Below are 24,766 nucleotides of genomic sequence, written 5' to 3'. Positions count from 1 at the left end.
TCCGCTCAACAGGGCAGCAACCATTTCTCTCCGCTCAACAGGTCAACAACCATTTCTCTCCCGTCGATGAAGCTCGGCAACCACTTCTCTCACGCCGATGCGAAGCCCGTGGCCGCAGAGTGGTTTGGGCGCGAGAGTTGGTGCAGCCATGTCCCGTTCGCACGGGTAGAGGGTCACGAGCGGTACATGGTCGAGGCGTTTACGGCGTGTCGCCTCAACCATGTACCACTCGCGAGAGTGCTTCTCGCCGAACGGGCCATGGCGGTGGTTGGGGCCTCTTCGGCGATGACGGCTCGCCGGAAAATCCGATGCGGGGCCGGACGAGGTGGGGCTCCGCGTCGACTCGCTCGACGGATGGTGCTCCACCAGTTGTCCGGCCCCGCATGGGCCTTCGGTATTCGGGGCAGTGAGCGTTGCTCAGCTCACGATGGCGAACAGGACCGCCGCCACCGCGAAACTCACTACGGAGAGGATGGTTTCCAGGACGGTCCAGGTTTGCAGGGTCTGCTTCACCGTGAGGTTGAAGAACTTCGCGATGATCCAGAAGCCGCCGTCGTTGACGTGGCTGAGGATGATCGAGCCTGCCGCGATCGCCATGGCGATCAGGGCGATCGCGATCTGTGAGTAGCCGTGATCGGCGACCAGCGGCGCGACGATTCCGCCGGTGGTGACGATGGCGACGGTCGCCGAGCCCTGTGCGATGCGCAGGCCGCAGCTGATGATGTAGGCGAGCACGATCACCGGCAGTCCGGCGGCCGACATGGTGTCGGCGAGTGCCGTGCCGATTCCGGTGGCGGAGATGACCTTTCCGAAGAAGGCGCCCGCACCGACGACCAGCAGCAGCATGCCGACCGGCCGCAGCGACTCCGCGGTGAGCGTGCTGAGTTCCTGCACGGTCGACCCGCGCCGCACACCGAGCACGTAGAACGCGACGAGCACGGCGATGAGCAGCGCCACCGCGGGTGTGCCGAAGAACGTCAGCACCTGCAGCAGGCGAGAGTCCTTGTCCAACAGCTGAGTACCGAAAGTCGCGCCGAGAATCAGCACCAGCGGGATCGCGATGATCGCGCCGATCAGGCCGACCGACGGCGGGGTCGCCGTGACCGTCTTGGTGGCGACGCCGCCGCCCGAGCCTGTCGCGCCCGCATCGTCGGAAACCCGCTCTCCCCCATCGAGAGCGGCTTCCCCTTCCTTGCGCACCAGGAACTCGTCCGGCACCTCGACGTGAATCCGCTTACCGATGTAGGTGCCCCACACGATGCCTGCCGCGACGAAACCGGGAAGGCCGCAGACGAATCCCATCAGGATCAACCAGCCGAGGCTCACGCCGAGCAGTCCACCGAGGGCAACCGGTCCCGGGTGCGGCGGCAGGAACGCGTGCGTCATGGACAATCCGGCCAGCATCGGCATCGCGTACAGCACCAGCGAACGTCCACCGCGCTTGGCCGCCACATAGATCAGCGGTGCGAGCACGAAGATGCCGATGTCGAAGAACACCGGGATGCCGAAGATGAGCCCGAGCAGGCCCATCGCGAACGGGGCGCCCTTCTCGCCGAACAGATTCAGCAGCTTGCCGGTCAACACATCGGCGCCACCGGATCGTTCGAGGATCGCGCCGAGCACCGTGCCGAGGCCGATGATGACGGCGATATGCCCGAGGATGCCGCCGAACCCGGTCTCCAGCAACGAATCACCGGCTTTGATCGCCGTTCCGACGATCTTCGACACCGGCAGCCCGGCGGCGAGAGCGAGCGCAAGGCCGGTGAGCAGCAGCGCGATGAACGGCTCGAGCTTGACCTTGATGATGGCGAACAGCAATACGGCGATCGCGAGCCCGCAGAGCACGAGCAGCCCTGGGGTGGTGGTGCGCAGCCAATCGACAGCACCCATGGAGTTCCTCAATTCATGGATCGAACGAACGACGCCGCGCGGCTGGCGATCTCGGACCACCGGCCCGCCGCGACATCGGAAGGGGCAACGACATCGGTGCCCGCCGTGACGGCGACTGCGCCCGCGGCAAGGAATTCGGCTGCGTTACCAGCATTGACGCCACCGGAAGGGATGAGCGCCAGGTCAGGGAACGGACCACGCAGGTCCTTCAGATATCCCGGCCCGAGTGCACGAGCGGGGAAGATTTTCACGGCGGCCGCACCGAGGTCGAGCGCGGTGAGCACCTCGCTCGGCGTGAACGCGCCCATCACGACCGGGATGCCGTGCTGCGCAGCCACTTCCGCCACGTCCGCGCGCAACCCCGGGGTGACCAGGAAGCGTGCGCCGCTGTCGATGGCGGCCTTGGCCTGCTCGCCGGTGAGCACGGTGCCGACACCGACGACCGCACCCTCGGCCTGCGCGGCCGCGGCGAGGTAGCCGAGCACGCCTGGCGTGGTGAAGGTGAGTTCCAACGCCCGAATGCCGGACGAGGCAAGCGCTTCCGCCAGCGCGACCGGATCGGGGATCTCCGGCGCACGGACCACGCTGAGCACCCTGTCGGCGCGGATCACCGTCATGGCCGAGGTCATCAGTAGGTCTCCTTTCGCGAGACGTCCATCCGCAACGCGCGCCCGGCAAGCACACCGGTCGGTGCGCCGTTGTCGATGGCGAATTCGCCGTTGACGAGCACGTGGCGGATGCCGTGCGCCTGCTGTTTCGGGTTGTCGAAGGTCGCGGTGTCGGCGACGGTCGCCGGGTCGAACACGACGAGATCGGCGGCGTACCCGGTGAATACGAGGCCGCGGTCGCGCAGCCGCAGCCGGTCGGCGGGCCTGCCGGTCAGGTGATGCACGCAGTCCTCCAGCTCGAGCACGCCGAGCTCGCGGACGTAGTGGCCCAGGTAGCGCGGGAAGGTGCCCCAGGCCCGCGGGTGCGGGCGGGCCGGGGCGAGCAGCGCGTCGCTGCCGCCCATGTGCCCGGGGTGCACCATGATGGCGCGCACGTTCTCCTCGTGCCCGACGTGCTGCAGGATGCTGGTCGCCAGCTGGTCGCGGCGCAGCAGATCGAAGAACACCTCGACCGGCGCCATCGCGCGGTCCGCGGCGATCTCGTCGAGCCGCTTGCCGACGTACTGGTCGAGTTCCGCGTTGGCGACGCCGCTGATTTGAATGGTGTCCCATTCGATGGTGACGCCGTGGCAGCCGTCGGACCCGTGCACCGTCACGTCTTCGGTGATGCGCGACAAGGCCTCGGGGTCGTCGAGACGGGCGAGCGCGGCGTCCGGCCCGCCGGACATCGCCCAGCTGGGTAGCAGCGCCGAAAGGGTCGTCGCCCCTGGCAGATACGGGTAGGTGTCCAGCGTGATATCGCAGCCGTCCGCGCGCGCGGCGTCGATGAGCGCCAGGAATTCCGGTGCGCGACCGCGGTTCACGTGGAAGTTCATGGTGGCGTGTGTGAGATGCAGCGCACATCCGGTGCGGCGAGCCAGCTCGATCATCTCCGCGTACGCCTCGAGCGCACCGGCGCCGTAGGAGCGGGTGTGCGGCGCATAGAACCCGCCGAACTCGGCCACCACCTCACACAACGCCGCCAATTCGCCGGTGTCGGCGTACATTCCGGGCGTGTAGGTGAGCCCACTCGACATGCCGACCGCGCCCTCGCGCAGTCCCTGCGCCAGCAGTTCCCGCATCTGGTCGATCTCGGCGGTGGTCGCCGGACGCTTGTCCGCGCCGACCACGAGCAGCCGCAGCGTGCCCTGCGGCACGAGATAGGCGGCGTTGGGCGTGATCCCGCGATCGAGCCGATCCAGGTACTCCCCCACGGTGCGCCAGGAGAAATCCAGGTCGGTGGGATTGCCGTTCCACCCGGCGATCTGGCGTCGCACCACGGCGAGGGTGGCGTCGTCGATCGGCGCGTAGGAAATCCCGTCCTGCCCGACCACTTCGGTGGTGATCCCCTGGCTGACCTTCGGGAAGTGGCCGGGTTCGGTCAGCAGATGCAGGTCCGAATGGGCGTGCATGTCGATGAAGCCGGGGCACAGCACCGCGCCGGGCCCCGCGTCCACGATCCGCCCGGCCTCGGCGATGCTGCCGGGATCGGTGATCCGGGTGATCCGGCCGCGCTCGACGAGCACGTCGGCGCGGAAGCGGGGCGCGCCCGTCCCGTCGATGACGTCGATGTCACGAAAAAGCAAGTCCGTCATGGCTTTCCGGCTCATCAGAAGAAGGTGTGCAGGAAGTCGACGACCCGCGGCGACGCGGCGTCGGCGTCGTCGATCACCGGGACCAGCCGCCACTTGTCGAAGGCCGTGCATGGATGCGACAGGCCGAGCCGAAGCACGGTGCCGATCGGCAGCTCGGCGCCTGCGGGCAAGCGCAGGAAGGCGTGCTGGTCGTTGAGTGCGGAGACCGTCGCGGCCGGGTCGAGCGATGAAACTTCCGATCCCGCAATGCGTTGCGGGACCGGAAGCCCCTCATCGAACGGCAAGTCACGCTTGCCGGCGTCCAGCAGCGCCAGTTCGGGCTCCGGACGAGATATGGTGCGTGCCCAGCCGTGCATCGCCGAACGCAGCGGCTTCTCGCTGCGCGGCGCGGCCAACGGCGAGATGCCCGCATAGAAGCCGTCGTCGTGAATGATGTACGCCCCGGACCGGAGCACGACCGCCGTCGAAACACCCACCGCGCCTTGCTCATCGGCCAGGCCGGCCAGGCGTTCGACGACCAGGTCCTGGTACGCGCTACCGCCCGCGGTCACGATGGCACTCCCGGAATAGCGTCCGGCAGCGGCGAGTTCGCGGTGCAGGCGGGCCATCTCGTCGAGGAAATGCCGAACCGCATCGACGCCGTCCGCCGAGCGATCGTGGGCGAGCGCGCCCTCGTACCCACCGACACCGGCCAGCGCCAGCCGCTCGGCCGCGCCGATCGCCGCCGCGATGGCGTGCGCCTGCTCCATCGTGCGTGCACCGGTACGCCCATGCGGCCCACCGAGTTCGACGAGCACGCGCACCTTGGCCGCGCCAGGCGCCGAGCGCAGGTGCGCGTCCATCAGCGCGACCGTCTCGACGCTGTCGGCCCAGCAGACGAACTCGAAGGCCGGGTCGTTCGCCAATTCCTCGGCCACCCAGTGCAATCCGACCGGATCGACCAGCGCGTTGGCCAGCAGCACGCGGCCGACGCCGAAGGAGCGCGCCACCTGGACCTGCCAGATGGTCGCCAGCGTGATGCCCCAGCAGCCGGCGGCCAGCTGCTGCGCCCACAACTGGGGCGCCATCGTGGTCTTGCCGTGCGGTGCGAGCTGCACACTGGCCGCGCTCGCCCAGTCGGCCATGACGGCGACGTTCGACTCGACCGCCGACCGGTCGATGGTCAGCAGCGGCGTCTCGAACTGGTCGAGAGTCGGTGCGGTGGCGAGGAATTCACGCGCGGTGCGCCCCCAGGCGGCGGGCGGCAGCCCTTTGTGCTCGGGACCGAGTTTCCGGTCTCCGAGTCCTGCTACGACATCATCGTCGATCGCCACGGCGTTCCTTCCCGCACAGTCATCGCATAGCTTCTCGCTATTGCATAATTTGCAATGCTTGTTGCGCATCGTGTTTCGTGTGGTTATTCTGCACGGGATGGCCGATGGCCGCAAGCACAGGAAGGAGAACGGTGTGACGTGGCCTACGTCGACCCGCCCACGGGCGGTAACTGTCGGCGAGGGACTTGCCGTGCTGGTTGCCCAGCCGGGTCCACTGGAGGAGTCGGAAACCTTCGAGCGAACCGCGGGCGGCGCCGAGGCAAACGTGGCGACCGTGCTGCCCCAGCTCGGGGTCGAGACCGCCTGGCTGTCCAGGGTCGGTGACGACGGATTCGGCCGCTACCTGGTGGCCCACCTGGCCGAACGCGGCGTCGATGTGTCCGCTGTCGTCGTCGATCCCACCAGGCCGACGGCGGTATACGTCAAGGAGCGCGGCGGCGGCTCCGGCCGGGCCACCGATCTCGACGAGCGGGCCAGCCGCATGCTCTACTACCGCACCGGCTCCGCGGCCAGCGCACTGTCGGCCGCCGATCTCGCCGCGCCCGCGGCGGCCGCGCTGCTCGCAGGCTGCGGCCTGGTCCACATCACGGGGATCACCACGGCGCTCTCCGCGTCCACGACCGAACTCACCGAGGCGCTGCTCGCGCTCCCCCGCAACGGCAGGCTGGTGAGCTTCGACCTGAACTTCCGGCCCGCGCTGTGGGCCGGACGGCTCGATTCGGCCGCCGAGATCCTCGCCAGCCACGTCCGCGGCGCCGACGTGGTCTTCCTCGGCGCCGACGAGGCGGCCGTGGTGTTCGGCACCGACGACGCCGACGCGCTGCGCGCGCTGTTCCCCGAACCCGCGCAGCTGATCGTCAAGAACGACGCGCACACGGTCACCGGATTCGCCGGGGACGAGCGCGTCGAGGTGCCTGCCCTCGGGCTCGAGGTCACCGAACGGATCGGCGCAGGCGACGCCTTCGCAGGCGGCTACCTTGCGGCGCTGCTGCACGGCCGTCCGGCGGCCCAGCGGCTGCGGTTCGGGCACCTGTGTGCCGCAGCGGCTTTGACCGGCACCGGCGACGGGGCCGAGCTGCCGCCGCCCGCCGTGTTGGAGCGACTGGCCGGTGTGGACGAAAAAGCCTGGGCCGAAATGCATTACAACGACACCATCATCCAGAATGTGGCTTCATGAGCTCAGCCATGAGTCACCAACGAGTCAGCGAGTCGTCATCATGAGTCAGAGTTTGTCGCGCGCGTTGACCATTCTCGTTGCGCTCGGCGAGGATTCGCGCTCCCTCGACCAGCTGGCCACCCAGCTCGGCGTGCACAAGTCGACGGTGCTCCGGCTGCTGCAGACGATGGAGGCCAAGCGCTTCGTCACGCACGACAGCCAGCACCGCTACATGCTGGGATCGCGGCTGTTCGAGCTGGCCAACCGCACCCTGGAGCAGCGCGACGTGCGCACCCTGGCCCGGCCGCACCTCACCGCGCTGAACGCCGACACCAAGCAGACGATCCACCTCGCCACCTACGAGTCCGGTGAGGTGATCTACATCGACAAGCTCGATGCCACCCAGAGCGTGCGCATGTACTCCAGGGTCGGGCGGCCTGCGCCGCTGCACTGCACCGCTGTCGGCAAGGTGCTCATCTCCGCGCTGCCGCGGTCGGAGTGGCGGATCATCGCCGAGAAGATCGACTTCCACCCGTTCACCGAGCGCACCATCCGCAATCCGGAGCGCTACCTGATCGAGCTGGAAAAGGTTGCGGCCCTTGGCTATGCGGAAGATCATGAGGAGCACGAGAGCTTCGTCAACTGCATCGGCGTCCCGGTGCGCAACGGCACCGGCGCGGTCGTCGCCGCGGTCTCCATGTCGGTGCCGGACATGCTGCTCGACCACGACCAGGTACTGGCCCAACTGCCGCGGGTCCGCGCCGCCGCCGACGCCATCTCCGCCGAACTCGGCTGGATCCCCGCCCGAACCACCTGAACTCACCCACCCCGCCGGCGCCGCCGGCTGCTGTCCCCCACGAAAGGCTGACCATGAGTGACAAGATCGCTGTCCGCACCACCGACGCGCCAGCACCCGCGCACACGTTCTCCCAAGGAGTGCGCAAGGGGCCGTTCGTCCAGGTCTCTGGACAGGGTCCGGTGGACCCGATAACAAACCAGTACCTCTTCCCCGGTGACGTTGCGGCACAGACGATCCGGACGCTGCAGAATGTGAAGGCGATCGTCGACGCGAGCGGGGCGACGTTCGACGATGTGGTGATGCTTCGCGTCTACCTGACCACCCGCGACGACTTCGCGGCAATGAACGAGGCATACGGCGAGTTCGTCAACGCGAACACCACCGGTGACGTATTGCCGAGCCGCACCACGGTATTCACCGGTCTGCCGCGCGCCGAGATGCTGGTGGAGATCGACGCGATCGCGATCGTCACCGAGTAGACCGCGCCGGGCGCCTGCGACAAACAGACCGCCCTTCAGTTCCACTCACCGCGGTGGGTGGAACTGAAGGGCGGTCATGTTGTCTCCGGGGCCGAAACCCTAGACCTCGGCGGCCAATCCGCTGTCGGTCGCCGCGGTCCCCGTCGAACCACCGGCTCCGTTCTCGCCGTCCTTGGCCGTCGCCTGCTTGGGTGCAGTTTTCTTCGCCGCTGCCGTCGTCTTCGCGGCAGTGCCGGTCTCCGCCGCATCCGCAGCCTTGGCCGGGGCCGCCTTCCTGACGCCCTTCTTCGCAGGCACCTTCTTGGCCGCCGTCTTCCGCGGAGTCGCCGCCTTCTTCGCCGCGGTCTTGCGCGGAGCCGCCTTCTTTGCGGGCGCCTTCGCCGGAACAGCCTCGGTGGCAGCAACTGCGACCGCCGTCGAAACCTCTTCCGTCGGAGCGGACTTCACCGGCTCGACCTCAGCAGCGCCCTTGTCAGCAGCAGCGTCGTCGGCAACAACCTTCGCCGAATCCACCTCTGCCGAAGCGGACTTCACCGGCTCGCCCTCGACAGCCGCGTCGTCCGCAGCAACCTCAGGAGCAACGACCTCCGCCGTCACAGCGGCATCCTGCGCCACTGTCTCCGTCTCAGCGAGCTCCGGCGCGGCGGCATCCTGCACCGCAGTTTCCGTCTCAGCGAGCTCCGCCGGAGCGGCCTCCGTCGAGGCGACCTCGGCAGCAACAGTCTCGGTAGCAGCGGCCTTCTCGACAGCGTCGTCGGTATCGACCGCCGCCGTCACCACGTCAGCCGAAACCGGCTCGGACTCCGCCGGAGCAGCTTCCACGAGATCAATGGGCTTGGCCTCATCCGATTCGACCACGACGTCAGTCGCAGCAGCCTCGGCGGGCACAGCCTCCGCCGCAACGGTTTCAGCGACAGCGTCCTCGGCGGAAGCCTCCACGGCCGGCGTCACGGTAACCGGAACGGCGGCGACTTCCTCGATCTCCGCCGCCACAGCGGCGACGTCCTCGGTCGCGGAATCCTTGACTTCGATCTCGCCGAAAGCAGCCTCGACCTTGGCCAACGCCGCCTCGACTGCGGGACCGTTCTCGGTGCCGGCGACGGGCTTCGAGGAAGCCTCCTCGTCGAGTCCGATCTCCTCCGAAACAGCTTCCGCCGGAGCATCTTCCGTCACGGCGACCGCGGCAGCGACGGGCTCCTCCGAAGCCTCCTCGGTCTCCTCGACAACTGCCTTCTCGATGTCGACCGTGCTCGTCTTCGACTCCGCCGCTTCGAAGTCCACCTCGAGCACGTCCGGCACACCGCCACCGAGCACCCCGATGCCGGGGATCGCGGCGAGCAGCTGCCGGGTGTACTGGTCGGTGGGCGCGGTGAGGACCTCGGCGACCGGCCCCTGTTCGACCACCCGACCGTTGCGCATCACCAGCACGTCGTGGGCGATCGCGCGGACGACGGCGAGGTCGTGCGAGATGAACAGGTAGCTGATGCCGAGCTGCTCCTGCAGCGACGACAGCAGCGTCAAGATCTGGTCCTGCACAAGCACATCGAGCGCCGACACCGCTTCGTCGCAGACGACGAGCGGCGGGTCGACGGCCAGTGCGCGGGCGATGGCGACCCGCTGGCGCTGACCACCGGACAACTCGTTCGGGTACCGCTGTGCCAGCGAGGCGGACAGCGCGACCTGGTCGAGCAGTTCGGCCACCCGGGCACGGCGGGATGCGCGGTCGCCGACGCCGAAGGCGCGCAGCGGCTCGGTGATCAGCCGTTCGACGGTCCACATGGGATCCAGCGACGCGTACGGATCCTGGAACACGGGCTGCATCGCCCGCCGGGCCGCGCGCAGCCGCTCGCCTTGCAGGCCGACCATGTCGGCGCCGTCCAGCTTGACGCTGCCGGAGGTGGGGTTGATCAGACCGAGCACGATCCGCGCGGTCGTCGTCTTACCCGAACCCGACTCGCCGACGATCGCCGTGGTGCGTCCGCGACCGATCGTGAACGACACGTCGTCGACGGCCTTGAGCAGGCCGCCGCGGCCGCGGATCTTGTATTCCTTGGTGATGTTCGCGACCTGCAGGATCGGCGTCCGCTCGACGGCCTTGTCCTCGGCCGCCTTGTCTTCGGCTGCCTTGTCGGCCTTGACGTTTCGCCGCGGCGTCACCAACGCCGGTGCGGCGGCGACCAATCGCTGGGTGTACTCCTCCTGCGGATCGGTCAGCACCTGCCGCGCCGGGCCGGTCTCGACGATCCGGCCGTCGGACATCACCACGACCCGGTCGGCCCGCTCGGCGGCGAGGCCGAGATCGTGGGTCACCAGCAGCAGCGCGGTGCCCAGTTCCTGGGTCAGCTTCTCCAGGTGGTCGAGGATCTGCCGCTGCACGGTCACGTCCAGCGCCGAGGTCGGCTCGTCCGCGATCAGCAGGTCCGGCCTGCAGGCCAGGCCGATGGCGATCAGCACGCGCTGGCGCATACCGCCGGAGAACTCGTGCGGGTACTGCCGTGCCCGACGGCCGGGTTCGGGCAGACCGGCTTGGCCGAGCAACTCGACGGCCTGTTCCTTGGCCGCCCGTCGCGTGCAGATCCGGTGCGCCACCAGGGTTTCCGACACCTGCCGACCGACCCGGGACACCGGGTTCAGGTTCGACATCGGATCCTGGGGCACCAGCCCGATTTCCTTGCCGCGCAGGCTGCGCAGCCGCTTCTCGTCGGCGTGCGTGATGTCCTCGCCGCGCCAGCGCACCGCGCCACCCGCCACTCGGCCCGAGCCGGGCAGCAGGCCCATGATCGCATGCGCCAGTGTCGATTTGCCCGACCCGGAGGCGCCGACGATCGCGACCCGTTCGCCAGGCTGGATGGTGAGGTCCGCGCTGTGCACGGCTGTCACGTCGCCGAAGGAGACCCGCAGATCGCTGATCTCCAACAGTGGTTCTGTCATTTGCAGCATTTCCTTCAGCGACTGGTCTTCGGGTCGAGCGCATCCCGAAGGGCGTCGCCGAAGAGGTTGAATCCCAAGCAGATGATCGCCAGCGCGACACCGGGGAAGATGCCGGGCCATGCGGTGCGGAGCAGGTACTGCTGAGCGTCGGACAGCATGATGCCGAGGCTCGGCGCAGGCGGCAGGATGCCGAGCCCGAGGAACGACAGGATGGCTTCACCGATCACTGCGGTCGGCATGATGACCGTGGCCTGCACGATGATCGGCGCCAGCGAGTTCGGCAGGATGTGTTCGCGCAGGATGCGGAACGAGCCGACGTGCATCGCATTGGCGGCGAGCACATAGTCGGATTCCTTGAGCCGCAACGTTTCCGCGCGCACCACGCGCATCATGATCGGCACCTGGGCGATGCCGAGGGCGACCGCGGCATTGCCGAGCCCGCCGCCGTTGATCGCCGCGAGCCCGACCGCGAGCACGATGAACGGGAACGCGAGCAGCAGATCCGACAGCCGCGACAGCAGCACGTCCAGCGCCCGCCAGTACCCGGCGAGCAGGCCGAGCGGCACGCCGACGAACACGGCGAGCAGCACCGACAGCGCGCCGACCTCGAGCGAGGCACGGGTGCCGTAGAGCACCCGCGAGAAGATGTCGCGGCCCAGATCGTCGGTGCCCAAAAGGAATCCGACGGTGCCCGGCTTCTGGAACGGAGTCGCGAAGTGCACTTCGGACGGCGAGTACGGCGCAAGCAGCGGCGCGAAGATGCCGACGAAGAGCACGATCAGGATCAGCACCGCGCCGACCATGCCGAGCGGGTTGCGCAGCAACTGCCGCAACACGCGACCGCGCGCCGCTGCCAGCGGCGGCGTTGCGACGACTGTGGGGTTCTCGATGACTGTCATTGCGCCTTCCCGGACACTCGCACGCGCGGGTCGATCACCGTGTACAGCACGTCGACCAGCAGATTGATCACGATGTAGGACGCGGTGATCACCAGCACGACCGCCTGGATCACCGGGTAGTCGCGGGAGAAGACCGAGTCGAGGGTCAGCTTGCCCATGCCGGGCAGGCTGAAGATGCGCTCGGTGACCACCGCGCCAGCGATGAGCCCGCCCAGCTGCAGGCCGACGATCGTGGTGACCACGATCAGGCTGTTGCGCAACCCGAATCGGAAGATGACCGCGCCGCGGCCGAGCCCCTTCGCCCGCGCGGTGCGCACGAAGTCGGCGGTCAGCGTCTCCACCATCGACGACCTGGTCTGCCGCTGCACCACCGCCGCGTGCGTGATGCCGAGGATGATCGCGGGCAACGTCAGGAAGTACAGGCCACGCAGCGGTTCCTCGAACGGCGAGACATAGCCCGAGGCGGGGAACCAGTTCAGCTGCACCGACAGATAGAGCACGGCGAGGATGCCGAGCCAGAAGGTCGGCACCGACAGCGCGACCAGCGAGAACCCGTTGGCGGCCCACTCGGGCCAGCGACCGCGATACACCGCGGCGATCACGCCGCCGATCACGCCGACCAGCACCGCGACGAGCATCGCGTACACCGAAAGCTGCACGGTCACCGGGAGGGTGGTGCCGATCATGTCGATCACCGGGGTGCCGGTGCGGATCGACTTGCCGAAATCACCGGTGAGCGCGTGCCAGACGAACTCCAGGTACTGAACCGGCAGCGCCTTGTCCAGTCCCAGTTCTTCGCGCACCGCGGCGATGGCCGCCGGGTCGGCCTGCTCACCCGCCATCACGGTCGCGGGATCGCCGGGCAGCGCGCGGACACCGATGAAGACCACGATCGAGGCCAACACCAGCGTGACGGCAGACTGCCACAAGCGGTGGAAAACGTACTGCAGCATGGGGTTCGTTCAGCCCTTTCGATCCGCGACGTAGGCGGCTTTGCCCAACCGCACTGCGCCGTCGGCGTACACCTCGATGCCCGTCACCCAGGTCGAGTGCACGGTCAGGTTACGTAGCCGGTAGGTGTAGATATATGGGTTCTCGCGCTGGATGACGCGCACTGCCTGCTCGTACAGCGCACCGCGTTGCGCGGCGCTTGTGCTGTGCGCGGCCCAGCCGAGCAGGTCATCCAGGACGGGTGAGTTGATTCCGCTGTAGTTACCGGACGAGCCGGTGGTGAGGAATCGAGAGGTGTTGCCGTCCGGGTCGATACGGCCGGACCAGCCGAGCAGCAGGGTCTCGTAACTGCCCTTCTTCTGCGCGTCGAGCATTCCCGAGTATTCGGCGGGCACGATCTTCAGGTCGAAACCGCCCTGGGCGACGCTGTCGCGCAACGCCTGCGCGTAGTCCAGCTGGTCCTTCACGTTCATCACCTGCATCGTCACCGGGTACGGCGTCGGAACGCCTGCCTCGGCGAGCAGCTGTTTGGACCGTTCGGGATTGAACTGCGGGCAGGTGGTGCTTGCCCTGGTCGCATACGAGGTGCGCGGCGCGATCGGGGTGCAGGCAGGCTCGTACCAGTTGTTGAAGACCTTGCGTACCAAGCCCTGCCGGTCGGTTGCCAGCGAGAACGCCTGCCTGACCTTCGGATCCTTGGCGATCGGGCTGTTGATCGGCTTGATGGGCTTACCGGCGCCGTCGACGTTGCCGAGGTTGATATAGAGCCCCTGGAAGCCGAACGATCCCGACTGCAGCAATTTCAGCTGGGGCAGCTTCTCCAGCGCTTCGACGTCCGACGGCGACATCGTGTCGGCCGCCTGGATATCGCCGGACCGCAACGCCTGCGCTCGCGACTTGGCGTCGGGCATGATGCGGTAGGTGATGCTGTCGAGGTGCACCTTCGCGGCGTCGTAGTACAGCGGATCGCGGGCGACCGTGATCGAGGTGTTCGCGACGCGTTTGACGAATTTGAACGGTCCGACGCACACCGGGCTCTCGCCGAAGGTCTTTTCCTTCTCCTTCAGCGCGGCGGGCGACATGATCATGCCCGCTCGGTCCGCGAGCGCTGCGGTGATCGGCGCGAACGGCTGGTTGTAATGGATCGCCACGTGGGTCGAGTCGACGGTCTCGATCTCCTTGATCGGTCCCATCTCACCGGTGCGCTGCGAGCCCTCCATCGAGAAGTGCCGTTTCAGGCTGGTCTCGACCGCGGCGGCGTTGAACGGTGTGCCGTCGGCGAATTCGACACCGGTGCGCACCGGGATGGTGACCGTCAGACCGTCGGCGGAGACGGTGGGCAGCGCGGTGGCCAACTGGGGAACCAAAGCACCGGACGGGTCGTTGTCATAGAGCTTCTCGCAGATCGTGCTCATGACGTAGCGCATGTACAGCGAGCTGGAGGTGGTCGGGTCGAGCTTGTCGGGTTCGTTCGACAGGCCCATCACCAGATCGCCGCCCTCGCGCACCGGCTGCGTGCCGACGGGCGTGCCGTAGTCGTCGGTATGGGTTGCCGGCACCTCTGCGTGCTGTACCGACGTGCAGGATGCGAGCGCGGCGACGACCACGCCTAGTACCAGCATCCGAGTGGAGCGAACTAGCATGCGGTACAACATACTTCAATGGCCATCACTTTTCTCGCCCACTATTCCGTTTAGTGCGTTGTTTTCGTACTTTGTTCGTCATTTGGACATCGCCTGAAATGCCGAGGGCCGGAAATAGGCACGAAAAATAGCGATCCGGCGAATCCGGACCGCCATTTTCGTGCCGCGTCAACTTATGAAGCAGCGGTAAACACTACCGCAGCAGGACTAATCAGCCCTTGTCCTCGACGAAGGCGGCCTTACCGAGGCGGACGACACCGTCGGCATACACCTCGACACCAGTCACCTTCGTGGTGTGCACGGTGAGCAGGCGCAGTCGGTAGGTGTAGACGTAGGGGGTGTCCTTGGCCATCGCCTGGTTCGCTTGTCCGTACAGCTCGGCCCGCTGCGCGGTATCGGTGCTCTGGGCAGCCTTTTGGAGCAGCTCGTCCACCTTCGGCGAGCTGTACCCGACGTAATTGCCCGGCGACTTCGTGCCGAAGAACCGCGTGATGTTCGCGTCCGGGTCGAGACGGCCCGACCAGCCGAGCATCAACGCCTCGAAGGTGCCCTTCTTCTGCACGTCCAACAGCGTGGAGTATTCGACAGGCACGATCTTCAGGTCGAAGCCGCCTTCAGCGACGTTGGCCTGCAACGCCTGTGCCATCCGGAGCTGATCCTGGGTGGTCGTCACCTGCAGCGTGATCGGATACGGGATCTGCGCGCCCGCTTCCTTGAGCAGCTCCCGCGACTTCTTCGGATCGTAAGCAGGGCAATCGGTTCCGGCAGGCGTGGCGAAGGTGCTTTTCGGCACGATCGCCGAGCAAGCCGGCTCGAACCAGTTGTTGAAGACGGTGTCGACCAGGGTGTTCCGGTCGATGCTCAGCGACAGCGCCTGCCTGATCCTGGCGTCCTTCGCGATCGGGGTGTCGATCTGCTTGGTTGGCTTACCCACGCCGTCGACATTGCCGATGTTGATGTAGATGCCTTGAAAGCCAAGCGATCCCGACTGCACCAGCTTCAGGTCAGGGTTCTTGGCCAGTGCGTCCACGTCCTGCGGGGAGATGGTGTCCGCGACCTGAATATCACCGGAGCGCAGATTCGACGCGCGAATGTTCGCGTCGATCATGATCCGATAAGTGATCTTGTCGAGATGCACCTTCTTGGCGTCGTAGTACAGCGGATCGCGTTCCACGATGATCGAGGTCTGCGGCACCCGCTTGACGAACTTGAACGCCCCGACACACACCGGGTTGTCGCCGAAGTTCTTTCCCTCGTCCTTCGCGAGCGCGGCGGGCGACAGGATCATCCCGGCCCGGTCGGCGAGCGCGGCGGTGATCGGCGCGAACGGCTTCTTGTACCGGATCACCACATTCGACGAATCGGCGACCTCGATGCTCGCGACCGGCCCCATTTCGCTGGTTCGCTGCGAGCCTTTCATGCTGAAGTGTCGATCGAGGCTGGTTTTCACCGCGGTGGCATCGAACGCGGCGCCGTCGGCGAACTTGATGTCGTTGCGCACCGGAATGGTGACGGTCAACCCCTCATCGGTGACCGTCGGCATTCCGGTGGCGAGCTGCGGCACCAAGTTGCCGGAAGCGTCGTTGTCGTAGAGCTTTTCGCAGATCGAGCCCATGACGTAGCGCGTGTAGAGCGAGCTGGAGGTGGTCGGATCGAGCTTGTCCGGTTCAGCGGAAAGACCCATCACCAGCTCGCCGCCCTTGCGCACCTGTCGGGTGCCGACCGGCGTGCCGAAATCATCTGTGTGCGTTGCGGTCCCGTCGGGGTGTTGGACCGGTGCGCAGGACGCGAGCGCGACGACGGCAACGCCGAGCACCACCATCCGTGAGAAGCGAGCAAGCATGCGCTACAAGATACTTCACGCTGTTCCACATTTCGCGCCGGGTAAACCTTTTTGCAAATTGTTCACTTTGGCTACAAAGCACGCCGTGAAAAGGGCACGAAAAATAGCGATCCGGCTGCTGCAGGACCGCTATCTTCGACGCTGTATGAAGTTATCGCTGAACGTGATCGTGCGGTTATCGGTTGATGATGTGTACAGTTATCGTCCGGTCGCGTAGCCCTGCATCCCACGGGGATTCGCGCCAGCCGAAAGTACACCGTTGTCCCGGTCGCGAGCCACTGCGCACATCCGGCCCTCGGACCACGGTCCGCCGACGGTGACGCGATGCCCGCGACGTTCGAGATCCTCGATGACCTCCGTGCCGATCCGCGATTCCACGATGACCGAACCCGGACTCATCACCCGTGGATAGAACGAGCCGGGGAAACTTTCCTGATGCCAGTTCGGCGCGTCGATGGCGCCCTGCAGATCGAGGCCGCCACGCACCTTGTCCCGCAACGCGACCGCCAGGAAGAAATGCAGGCTCCACTGATCCTGCTGATCGCCACCCGGGGTGCCGAACGCCATCACCGCCTCGCCGTCGCGCAATGCCAGCGACGGACTGAGCGTTGTCCGCGGCCGCTTGCCCGGCGCCAGCGAGTTGGGCAGGCCCGGCTCCAGCCAATTCATCTGTAGTCGAGTGCCGAGCGGGAAACCGAGCTCGGGCACCACCGGATTGGATTGCAGCCAGCCACCACTCGGCGTCGCCGCGACCATATTGCCCCAGCGGTCGACCACGTCGACCTGACAGGTGTCGCCGCGGGTGGCACCGCTGGTTGCCACCGTCGGCTCGCCAGCACCGAGCGGAATCTCCAACTCGCACAAGGAATTTGCCTGGGCGTACCGGCTCAGCCGTGGCTGCTGCCCGTCCGGGCTGCCCGGCCGCAGTTCATAGGAGGCACTCGGCTCGATCAGCGCGCTGCGCTGCGCGTTGTACCAGGAGGACAGCAGCGTATCGAGCGACACCTGCGTGCTGTCGCCGTACCAGGCCTCACGGTCGGCGAACGCGAGCTTCGAGACCTCGATGAGCGTGTGGTAGTACTCCGGCGTTCCGTATTCCAGCCGTTCCGGCAGCAACGCGAGCTGCTGCAGGAACACCGGGCCCTGGCTCCACAGGCCCGCCTTCGCGATGGTCCAGCCGTTCCAGGTGTAGGTGGCCGGATTCTCGTACGTAGCAGTGAAATTCACCAGGTCATCGCCGGTCATCGTGCCGGAGTGCCGCTCGCCCGAGGTGTCCATGGTCGGCCGCGACGAGTAGTTCACCAGCGCCTCGCCGATGAACCCTTCGCGCCAGACCTTGCGGGCCGCCTCGATCTGCGCTTCCCGATCGCTGCTCGCGGCCTCCGCCTCGGCGATCAGCCTGCGCCAGGTATCGGCCAGTGCCGGGTTGCGCAGCAATGCGCCTGCGGCAGGGGCCTTTCCGTCGCGCAAGTAGAGCTCCGCCGAGCTCTGCCATTCGTTTTCGAACAACTCGGCGACCGTCTCCACGGTCTCGCCGATCCGCTCGACCGCGGGGTGGCCGCGCTCGGCGTTCCAGATGGCGTAGGACAGCACCTCGGCGAGTCGCTTGGTTCCGTGATCGCGCAGCAGCACCATCCAGGCATCGAACGCGCCTGGTACAGCTGCTGCCAAGGGGCCGGTGCCTGGCACCAGATCCAGACCCAGCGACCGGTAGTGGTCGATGGTCGCACCGGCAGGCGCCGGCCCCTGGCCGCACAGCACGCGAGGGGGCAGCCCCGCGGGTGCGAGAATGATCGGGGCGTCGCCGCCCGGACCATTCAGGTGTGGCTCGACCACGTGCAGCACGAACGCCGCGGCGACCGCCGCGTCGAACGCATTGCCGTCGTCCTCGAGCACCGCCATCGCGGCGGCCGAGGCGAGCCAATGGGTAGACGACACCATCCCGAAGGTGCCCTGCAGGGTAGGACGCGTGGTGAACACCTGCTGAGTATCTCCCTATATCGGTACGTACGTCCAAGACATCTAAAGCACTAAACCGATAGCCTGTGGTTATGGAACGTCGGCAACTCGAGTACTTCGTCGCCATCGTGGAACACGGCGGATTCACCCACGCGGCACGCGCGCTCCAAGTTGCCCAGCCGTCGCTGTCCAGGGCGATCGGCAAGCTCGAGAAGGAGCTCGGCGTCCCGCTGTTCCACCGCATCGGGCGCAACGCAGTGCTCAGCAACGCCGGAGAGTTCATGGCCGACCGGGCGCGGCAGGTGCTGCGCGATCTGGACGCGTTGCGCGCGGCCGCCCAGGCCGTCGGCGCGGGCGTGGTCGGCCGCGTCGACGTGGCGGCTACCTCGTCCTCCACGTTGGAACCGGTGATCGGCACCATCGCGGCGCTGCGTGAGCATCATCCCGGTGTGACGGTCGGCACCTGGTCGGCGCCGTCGGCCGCCGAAGTGGTCGCCACCGTGCTGCGCGGGAGCTGCGAGGTCGGCGTGTGCGGCAGCGCGGAACGTCCCGCCGGACAGGGACTGGTCGCGATCCATCTGCGCGACGAACAGTTCCTGCTCGTCGCCCCGCCCGGCACCGTGATCGGCGTCGACGGCACGGTGACACCGGCGGACCTGCGCGGGCTGAGTTTCGTGATCACCCAGCCTGCGACCGCGGTGCGGGCGCGCTTCGATCGGCTCGCCGCCACCGTCGGCGACCTGCACATCGCCGCCGAGGTCGGCGACCGCAGCGTGGTGCTACCGATGGTGTTGCGCGGCATCGGCTGTGGCCTGATGCCCGACGGCTGGTACGACCTGGCCTGCCGGGCAGGCGCCGAGGTCTACCGGTTCTCCCCGCCCGAACAGCTGCCGCAGTGGCTGGTGTACCGGACCGGGCCGCTCACCGCCGCGGCGCGGGCGTTCATCCAGACAACACTGGACCAGTCCGCGGCCGCGGCCGTCGAGTCCGAGTAGCCGATCAGTCGCCGCACCGGGTGGCGCAGCGGTTATCCCGAGTTACGCAGCGCGGTGGCAAGGCCGTTCATGGTCAGCAGAATGCCGCGGCGGACCAGTTCGGAGTCGTCGCCGGCCCGGAGCCTGCGCAGCAATTCCACCTGCATCTGGTTCAACGGCTCCAGGTACGGGAACCGGTTGTGGATCGATTCGGACAGTGACGGGTTGTCCGCGAGCAGGTGCTCGTTGCCGGTGATCGCGATGTACATGCGGATGGTCTTGGCATGCTCCTCGCGGATCATGCCGAAGATCTGCTCCCGCAACGTCACGTTCTCGACGAGTTCGGCGTAGCGGGCGGCGATATCGAGGTCGCTCTTGGCCATCACCTGCGCCAGGTTCGACAGCACGGTCCGCAGGAACGGCCAGCGGCGATACAGATCGGTCAGCCGCGCGAGCCGGTCCGGGTCGCCACCGACCCACTCCTCCAACGCGGTACCGGTGCCGTACCAGCCGGGCAGCATCACCCGCGCCTGGCTCCACGACATCACCCACGGGATGGCGCGCAGATCTGACACCGAGTTGGTCGGCTTGCGTGATGCGGGCCTGCTGCCGATGTTCAAATCGCCGACCTCGGCGACCGGGGTGGACTGGCGGAAATACTCGACGAATCCGGGTGTTTCGTGCACCAGCCGCGAGTAGGCGGCGCGGGCGCGGGCGGCCAACTCGTCCATCACCTCGTAGGACGGCTCGGCATCGGCGCCGAGGCCCTCGACGTCGAGCAGCGTCGACTCCAGCGTGCCCGCGATCAGCGACTCCAGATTGCGGTGGGCCGCACCGGGTTCGGCGTACTTGGCGGCGATCACTTCGCCCTGCTCGGTCAGCCGCAGCGAACCGCGCACGGCACCGGCGGGCTGGGCGAGGATGGCGTCGTAGCTGCGGCCGCCGCCACGGCCGACGGTGCCGCCGCGACCGTGGAACAGCCGCAACCGAATTCCGGTCTTCCGCGCCACCTCGACCAGCTCCAACTCGGCCCGGTACAGCGCCCAGTTCGCGGCGAGATACCCGCCGTCCTTGTTCGAATCGGAGTAGCCGAGCATCACCTCCTGCCGCATCCCGCGCGCGGCGACCAGCTCGTGATAGGCCGGGACATCCAGTGCCGCGGACAATGTCGCCGCACCCGCGGCGAGGTCCTCGATCGTCTCGAACAGCGGAACGATGCCGACCGAACAGCTCGGCGGCGCGTCCGGCGCGCCGGGATCGAGCAGGCCGCCCTCCTTCAGCAGCAGGGCCGCCTCCAGCATGTCGCTGACCGAGGTGCACATGCTGATGATGTAGTTGGGCACCGCCTCCACCCCGAAGGTGTCCACCACATCCTTTGCCGCGCAGACGATGTCGATCTCCTTGCGGGCCAGCTCGCTCAGCCTGGCGTGCGGGCCGAGCAGCGGTCGCCTGGTGCGCAGCTCGGCCTCGAGCAGCTCGACCCGCCGCGACTCGGGCAGACTTGCGTAGTCGGGATGCACACCGGCCCAGGCGAGTAGCTCGGCGACGACCTGCTCGTGGATCTCCGAGTTCTGCCGCATGTCCAGGCCCTGCAGGTGGAAGCCGAAGGTCTCGATCGCGTGCCGCAGCGCGGCGAGGCGGTCGTCGGCCAGCAGATCGTCCCTGCTCGCGCGCAGTGAGGCGTCGATGGCGTCCAGATCGTCGAGCACCGCCTGTGGCGTCGGGTACGGCGCTGCCCCCACGTCGAGTCCGGTCGCGGGGATGGTGCCGAGGGTGCGGGCGGCAGTGGCGGTCAGTCGGCCCCGGATGGTGTGCAGCGCACGGCGATACGGCTCGTCGGCGTGGGCGGCCGGGTCCGGATATCCGGCCTCTGCCAATGCGGCGACCTCGGGGGTCACCGACACCAGACGCGCCGAAAGCGCCAGCGACTTCTCCAGCTCCACGAGCTCACCCAGGTACCGGGTGAAGGCGACCGTCGCGGCCTGCTGCCCGGCCTGCCGCACGACCTCCGCTGTGACATAGGGGTTTCCGTCGCGGTCGCCGCCGATCCATGACCCGGGCCGCAACATCGGGCGCGGCAACAGTTCGACACCGGGAAAGCGCGAGCGCAGCGCCGCCCGCACCTCGGCGTTGATCGCCGGGATCACGTCGAACAGGGTGATGTCGTAGTAGCGCAGGCCGACCGAGATCTCGTCCTGGATCCGCAAGCGCGCCAACCTGATCAGCGCGGTGCGCCACAGGCTGAGCACCTGGCGGCGGATCTGGTGCTCCAAATCGGCACGGGCACGCTCGGTTTCGGGGTAGCGCTGGCGCAGCCGCATCAACTCGGTGATCCGCGTCTGCGCGTCGAAGACGGTGCGGCGGCGGGTCTCGGTGGGGTGCGCGGTGATCACCGGCGAGACCAGCGCGTCGGCGAGCAGATCGGCCACCTCGGCGCCGTCCAGTGCCGCCGCGTCGAGCTTGCGATAGGTGGCCGCGAGCGACGAATCCTGCGGCGGCTCACCGGCCGCCTCGTGCGCGGTGCGCCTGCGGTCGCGCTGGATGTCCTCGGCCAGGTTGGCCAGCAGTACGAAGTAGCTGAACGCGCGGATCAGCGGCAATGCCACCGTGATCTCGACACCGTCGAGCATCTCCGCGACCGCGCTGCGCTCCACCTCGGCGCGCCGCACCCGGAAGGCCTCGATCCGCACCCGCTCGATGAGGTCGAACACCTCGGGACCCTCGTGGTCCCGGATGGTGTCGCCGAGCACGCCGCCGAGGAAGCGGATGTCGTCCCGTAGCGGCCGGATGGCGTCCTGTTGCGTCTCGCTCGTCGATTCGCCCATGATCAGACAGTATTGCCGTCGGCCGAGTGTTGGTATGCGACGGAGCCCACATCGTGGCGCGCGGGGCGCCGGTACGGTGGTGTCACGCGCTCTAGAAATCACCGCATTGCAAGGATGCCCATGGTCGAGAACGCCCCTGACGAATCCGTTTCCCTCACCCGCACCGGCCGATTCGCACACTTCGGCAGCACCAGGTTGAACGCGATCACTCGATTCCAGAGCCGCCTGCACAACCGGCTCTACCAGCGGTTCGACGGCACGGCCTTCGGAAAGTACCTGGGCCGTCCGATCTTCCAGCTGACCGTGACCGGGCGCAAGTCCGGCGAGCCGCGTCCGGTGGTGCTGATGCTGGTCCGCGACGGCGAGGACCTGCTGGTCGTCGGGTCGTTCGGGGGCAATCCGAAGCCGCCGGCGTGGTGGCTCAACCTGGTCGCGGCGGGCGGTGGGCAGGTGCGCGTCGGCAAGGAGAGTTGGCCGGTGACCGCCAGGGTCGTCACCGACCAGGCCGAATACGCCGCCAAGTGGCGCACACTGACGGCCGCGTATCCAGACTTCGACACCTATCAGGCGCTGACGTCACGCAAGCTGCCGATCGCGGTGCTGACGCGCGCCGCGGGGTGACACAAACCGCCGGCCGCACGCAGCGTGTCGTCCGGATTCATCGCGGGCACCTCGAGCAGGAACTCGATGCTGGGCTGCGCGGCAGGGCCGACGCGACTCACTGTCGGTCGGCGCCGTCGCTGGGCACGGTCTGGTCGAGCGGGCGAATCACACGCGCGGGATTGCCCGCCGCGAACACGTGCGACGGCAGGTCGCGGGTGACCACGCTGCCCGCGCCGACCACGGTGTTGTCGCCGACGGTGACGCCTGGACACACGATGACACCGCCACCGAACCACACGTTGTCGCCGATCCGGATCGGCGCCGCCGACTCCCACCGCTGCCTGCGCAGCTCGTGATCGTCCACCGGATGCAGCGCGGTCAGCAGCTGGCACCGCGGCCCGATGGACACGTCGTCACCGATGCTGATCGGCGCGCAATCCAGCAGGATCGCATCGTAATTCAGGAAACTGTTGGTCCCGATCTCGATGAGATACCCGTAGTCGCACTGGAATCGGGGCATGATCCATGACCCCTCCCCCAGCTTGCCGAGCAGCGCACGCAGGAGGGCGTCCCGCTGTTCGGTGTCGTCGGCGCCGGTGCGATTGAACTCGTCGCACAGGCCCTGCGCGCGGCGTCGTTCCGCGACCAGTTCCTCGTCGTTGTCCCGGTACAGATCCCCGCGGAGCATTCGCTCCTTCTGCTCACCCATGCCGCCCACCCTTCCCTACTCCCGTGCAGGCCGCCCACACCCCTGCAGAGACGCCGAACGGGACATGGCAGACGGCGTAACACCGTGCCATATCCCGTTCGAAGGCAAATCCGCTTACGCGGGCATCCCCTGCGCCGACAGGCGGTGGAACAACACCTGCTCCAGCAGCGCGACGAGCACTTCCTTCACCGATTCCCGGTCGCGCGCATCGCATTCCAGCACCGGGATCCAGTCGTCGAGCTCCAGCGCCTCGCGCACCTCGCCGAGATCGAAGAAGGTGCCGTTGTCGAAGCGGTTGACCACCACCACGAACGGCGTCTGCTTCTCCTCGAAGTAGTCCAGCACCGGATAGCAGTCGTCGACCCGGCCGGTGTCGACCACGATCACCGCGCCGAGCGCACCGTCGACCAGGTCGTCCCACAGGAAGACGAACCGGTCCTGGCCCGGCGTGCCGAACAGGTACAGAATCAGCGAGCGGTCCAACGTGATGCGGCCGAAGTCGAGCGCGACCGTGGTCTGCGTCTTCTCCGCACGGCGGCCCGGATCGTCGATGCCGATCGCGACCTCGGTCATCGCCGCCTCGGTCACCAGCGGCTCGATCTCGGAGATCGCGCCGATGAATGTTGTTTTGCCGACGCCGAATCCGCCACTGATGACGATCTTGACCGACGACGGCATCGTCGGGCCGGGCGGTGGCGGTGTACTCACGTCAGAGTGCCCGTACAAGGTCCCTGATCCTCTCGATGGCAGCGGTGGACAGTTGATCGGATTCGCGCACCGACACGTAGCCCGCGGCGGCGAGATCGCTGACGACGACCTTCGCGACACCGACCGGAACGCGCAGCGCGGTACCGATCTCGGCGATGGAGTGCGGCTGCTGACACAGCTCGACCACGGTCCGCTGTTCGAAACGCAGCGGTGCCGACAGCGCCGAAGGCGGCGCCTGCACCAGGGTTTCGATCCGCAGACCGTCCATCAACGGCGTAGTGCGCCCCGCGGTGACGACAAAGGGACGCACAAACTGTTCATCACTGTCGACAACATCTTCTTCTGGCGGTGCTTGCTGGCCGGGCCGATCCGGATCGAACCAGCCGAACATATGGTTCATCGGGATCATCCGCGGGTCCGGCAGTCGCGGTCGGTCAGGATCTCTCATCTACGTAACGTCTCTCGCAGTTCGGAAATCAACGTCGGATCAAGGAGCGACCCGGCGCGTTCGGCAAGCACGGCCATTTCATAGCCAACAAGCCCGATATCGCAGTTACCGTCGGCGATCACGCCGAGGCAGCTGCCGTCACCCATGGCCGAGACGAGCAGGAAGCCGCGCTTCATCTCGATCATGATCAGCTTGAGCCCGTCGAACGAATAGCTGCGCGAAGCGCTCTTGGCGAGGCTGGCCAGGCCAGAAACCATGGCGGCCAGCCGGTCGGCCGAGGTGCGGTCGAGCCCCTCCGACATCGCGATGAGCAACCCGTCCGAGGAAACCGCCACTGTGTCGCGTACGCCGTCGGTCTCCCGGACGAAGTTGGCGAGCATCCAGTTGAATGTGT

The 24,766-nt window shown here is 67.3% G+C and carries 19 protein-coding genes and 1 pseudogene; 5 read left to right on the top strand and 15 right to left on the bottom strand.

Annotated elements, in window-relative coordinates:
* Positions 1 to 417: 417 nt before the first annotated feature.
* The 4 genes from NA11_RS36275 to NA11_RS36260 are packed head-to-tail and all read right to left on the bottom strand — an operon-like array spanning position 418 to position 5,439.
* A complete protein-coding gene (locus NA11_RS36275) occupies positions 418 to 1,890 on the bottom strand; it encodes a GntP family permease (protein WP_069166593.1) in 1,473 nt (490 codons plus the stop codon).
* Between the two features lie 8 nt (positions 1,891 to 1,898).
* Complete coding sequence (locus NA11_RS36270; protein WP_069166592.1) at positions 1,899 to 2,519, bottom strand: bifunctional 4-hydroxy-2-oxoglutarate aldolase/2-dehydro-3-deoxy-phosphogluconate aldolase; 621 nt, start codon at positions 2,517 to 2,519, stop codon at positions 1,899 to 1,901.
* Positions 2,519 to 4,132 carry an N-acyl-D-amino-acid deacylase family protein gene (locus tag NA11_RS36265; RefSeq protein ID WP_069166604.1) on the bottom strand — a complete coding sequence of 538 codons (1,614 nt, stop codon included), beginning with the start codon at positions 4,130 to 4,132 and terminating at the stop codon, positions 2,519 to 2,521. The genes NA11_RS36270 and NA11_RS36265 overlap by 1 nt, the downstream gene beginning before the upstream one ends.
* 14 nt (positions 4,133 to 4,146) lie before the next feature.
* The gene (locus tag NA11_RS36260) at positions 4,147 to 5,439 is read right to left on the bottom strand and encodes a type III PLP-dependent enzyme domain-containing protein (RefSeq protein WP_439957136.1); all 1,293 of its coding nucleotides are present in this window, start codon (positions 5,437 to 5,439) and stop codon (positions 4,147 to 4,149) included.
* Positions 5,440 to 5,578: 139 nt separating this feature from the next.
* Here NA11_RS36260 and NA11_RS36255 point away from each other — a divergent pair, with 139 nt between their 5' ends.
* From NA11_RS36255 to NA11_RS36245, 3 genes are read left to right on the top strand one after another with little or no spacing between them, the layout of a single operon-like run.
* The gene (locus NA11_RS36255; RefSeq protein ID WP_069166603.1) at positions 5,579 to 6,622 is read left to right on the top strand and encodes a sugar kinase; all 1,044 of its coding nucleotides are present in this window, start codon (positions 5,579 to 5,581) and stop codon (positions 6,620 to 6,622) included.
* 40 nt (positions 6,623 to 6,662) lie between these two features.
* Positions 6,663 to 7,418, top strand: a complete 756-nt coding sequence (locus tag NA11_RS36250; protein ID WP_069166590.1) for an IclR family transcriptional regulator — start codon at positions 6,663 to 6,665, stop codon at positions 7,416 to 7,418.
* Positions 7,419 to 7,471: 53 nt separating this feature from the next.
* Positions 7,472 to 7,879, top strand: a complete 408-nt coding sequence (locus tag NA11_RS36245; RefSeq protein WP_069166589.1) for a RidA family protein — start codon at positions 7,472 to 7,474, stop codon at positions 7,877 to 7,879.
* Positions 7,880 to 9,199: 1,320 nt separating this feature from the next.
* Here the strand turns inward: NA11_RS36245 and NA11_RS46435 are convergent.
* From NA11_RS46435 to NA11_RS36215, 6 genes and pseudogenes are all read right to left on the bottom strand, one after another.
* Positions 9,200 to 10,810 (bottom strand): annotated as a pseudogene (locus NA11_RS46435) (dipeptide ABC transporter ATP-binding protein); the annotation flags it as partial.
* Between the two features lie 14 nt (positions 10,811 to 10,824).
* Positions 10,825 to 11,709, bottom strand: coding sequence for an ABC transporter permease (locus NA11_RS36235; protein ID WP_069166588.1), 885 nt, complete (start codon positions 11,707 to 11,709; stop codon positions 10,825 to 10,827).
* Positions 11,706 to 12,662 carry an ABC transporter permease gene (locus tag NA11_RS36230; protein ID WP_069166587.1) on the bottom strand — a complete coding sequence of 319 codons (957 nt, stop codon included), beginning with the start codon at positions 12,660 to 12,662 and terminating at the stop codon, positions 11,706 to 11,708. The genes NA11_RS36235 and NA11_RS36230 overlap by 4 nt, the downstream gene beginning before the upstream one ends.
* Before the next feature lie 9 nt (positions 12,663 to 12,671).
* Positions 12,672 to 14,303 carry an ABC transporter substrate-binding protein gene (locus NA11_RS36225; RefSeq protein WP_069166602.1) on the bottom strand — a complete coding sequence of 544 codons (1,632 nt, stop codon included), beginning with the start codon at positions 14,301 to 14,303 and terminating at the stop codon, positions 12,672 to 12,674.
* A gap of 211 nt (positions 14,304 to 14,514) precedes the next feature.
* On the bottom strand, positions 14,515 to 16,146 hold the full coding sequence (locus NA11_RS36220) for an ABC transporter substrate-binding protein (protein ID WP_069166586.1): 1,632 nt from the start codon (positions 16,144 to 16,146) through the stop codon (positions 14,515 to 14,517).
* 198 nt (positions 16,147 to 16,344) lie between these two features.
* Positions 16,345 to 18,126: a gamma-glutamyltransferase family protein gene (locus tag NA11_RS36215; RefSeq protein WP_069166585.1), complete on the bottom strand. Its 1,782-nt coding sequence runs from the start codon at positions 18,124 to 18,126 to the stop codon at positions 16,345 to 16,347.
* Positions 18,127 to 18,197: 71 nt separating this feature from the next.
* Here NA11_RS36215 and NA11_RS36210 point away from each other — a divergent pair, with 71 nt between their 5' ends.
* Entirely contained in the window at positions 18,198 to 19,100 is a 903-nt protein-coding gene (locus NA11_RS36210; protein ID WP_069166584.1) for a LysR family transcriptional regulator, read from the top strand.
* 32 nt (positions 19,101 to 19,132) lie between these two features.
* On the opposite strand, the gene ppc is transcribed toward NA11_RS36210, so the two are convergent.
* The gene (gene ppc / locus NA11_RS36205) at positions 19,133 to 21,904 is read right to left on the bottom strand and encodes a phosphoenolpyruvate carboxylase (RefSeq protein WP_069166583.1); all 2,772 of its coding nucleotides are present in this window, start codon (positions 21,902 to 21,904) and stop codon (positions 19,133 to 19,135) included.
* 120 nt (positions 21,905 to 22,024) lie between these two features.
* Here ppc and NA11_RS36200 point away from each other — a divergent pair, with 120 nt between their 5' ends.
* Entirely contained in the window at positions 22,025 to 22,525 is a 501-nt protein-coding gene (locus tag NA11_RS36200) for a nitroreductase family deazaflavin-dependent oxidoreductase (RefSeq protein WP_167837803.1), read from the top strand.
* 97 nt (positions 22,526 to 22,622) lie between these two features.
* Here the strand turns inward: NA11_RS36200 and NA11_RS36195 are convergent, their stop codons facing one another.
* The 4 genes from NA11_RS36195 to NA11_RS36180 all read right to left on the bottom strand — a co-directional run bounded on the left by NA11_RS36195 (position 22,623) and on the right by NA11_RS36180 (position 24,752).
* Positions 22,623 to 23,216, bottom strand: a complete 594-nt coding sequence (locus NA11_RS36195; protein ID WP_069166582.1) for a sugar O-acetyltransferase — start codon at positions 23,214 to 23,216, stop codon at positions 22,623 to 22,625.
* A 114-nt stretch (positions 23,217 to 23,330) separates the two neighbouring features.
* On the bottom strand, positions 23,331 to 23,894 hold the full coding sequence (locus tag NA11_RS36190) for a GTP-binding protein (RefSeq protein ID WP_069166600.1): 564 nt from the start codon (positions 23,892 to 23,894) through the stop codon (positions 23,331 to 23,333).
* Positions 23,895 to 23,925: 31 nt separating this feature from the next.
* The gene (locus NA11_RS36185; RefSeq protein WP_245746456.1) at positions 23,926 to 24,324 is read right to left on the bottom strand and encodes a DUF742 domain-containing protein; all 399 of its coding nucleotides are present in this window, start codon (positions 24,322 to 24,324) and stop codon (positions 23,926 to 23,928) included.
* 44 nt (positions 24,325 to 24,368) lie between these two features.
* Positions 24,369 to 24,752, bottom strand: a complete 384-nt coding sequence (locus NA11_RS36180) for a roadblock/LC7 domain-containing protein (RefSeq protein ID WP_069166598.1) — start codon at positions 24,750 to 24,752, stop codon at positions 24,369 to 24,371.
* Positions 24,753 to 24,766: the final 14 nt, after the last annotated feature.

The sequence above is a fragment of the Nocardia altamirensis NBRC 108246 genome (genome assembly GCF_001612685.1).
Taxonomy (GTDB): Bacteria; Actinomycetota; Actinomycetes; order Mycobacteriales; family Mycobacteriaceae; genus Nocardia; species Nocardia altamirensis.
This window is presented reverse-complemented; position numbering and strand designations above follow the sequence as displayed.

Coding starts and splice junctions, on each gene's coding strand:
- NA11_RS36275 (WP_069166593.1), bottom strand. CDS start 1,890: ATGGGTGCTGTCGATTGGCTGCGCACCACCACCCCAGGGCTGCTCGTG.
- NA11_RS36270 (WP_069166592.1), bottom strand. CDS start 2,519: ATGACCTCGGCCATGACGGTGATCCGCGCCGACAGGGTGCTCAGCGTG.
- NA11_RS36265 (WP_069166604.1), bottom strand. CDS start 4,132: ATGACGGACTTGCTTTTTCGTGACATCGACGTCATCGACGGGACGGGC.
- NA11_RS36250 (WP_069166590.1), top strand. CDS start 6,663: ATGAGTCAGAGTTTGTCGCGCGCGTTGACCATTCTCGTTGCGCTCGGC.
- NA11_RS36245 (WP_069166589.1), top strand. CDS start 7,472: ATGAGTGACAAGATCGCTGTCCGCACCACCGACGCGCCAGCACCCGCG.
- NA11_RS36235 (WP_069166588.1), bottom strand. CDS start 11,709: ATGACAGTCATCGAGAACCCCACAGTCGTCGCAACGCCGCCGCTGGCA.
- NA11_RS36230 (WP_069166587.1), bottom strand. CDS start 12,662: ATGCTGCAGTACGTTTTCCACCGCTTGTGGCAGTCTGCCGTCACGCTG.
- NA11_RS36225 (WP_069166602.1), bottom strand. CDS start 14,303: ATGCTAGTTCGCTCCACTCGGATGCTGGTACTAGGCGTGGTCGTCGCC.
- NA11_RS36220 (WP_069166586.1), bottom strand. CDS start 16,146: ATGCTTGCTCGCTTCTCACGGATGGTGGTGCTCGGCGTTGCCGTCGTC.
- NA11_RS36210 (WP_069166584.1), top strand. CDS start 18,198: ATGGAACGTCGGCAACTCGAGTACTTCGTCGCCATCGTGGAACACGGC.
- ppc (WP_069166583.1), bottom strand. CDS start 21,904: ATGGGCGAATCGACGAGCGAGACGCAACAGGACGCCATCCGGCCGCTA.
- NA11_RS36200 (WP_167837803.1), top strand. CDS start 22,025: ATGGTCGAGAACGCCCCTGACGAATCCGTTTCCCTCACCCGCACCGGC.
- NA11_RS36195 (WP_069166582.1), bottom strand. CDS start 23,216: ATGGGTGAGCAGAAGGAGCGAATGCTCCGCGGGGATCTGTACCGGGAC.
- NA11_RS36190 (WP_069166600.1), bottom strand. CDS start 23,894: ATGCCGTCGTCGGTCAAGATCGTCATCAGTGGCGGATTCGGCGTCGGC.
- NA11_RS36185 (WP_245746456.1), bottom strand. CDS start 24,324: ATGAACCATATGTTCGGCTGGTTCGATCCGGATCGGCCCGGCCAGCAA.
- NA11_RS36180 (WP_069166598.1), bottom strand. CDS start 24,752: ATGCTCGCCAACTTCGTCCGGGAGACCGACGGCGTACGCGACACAGTG.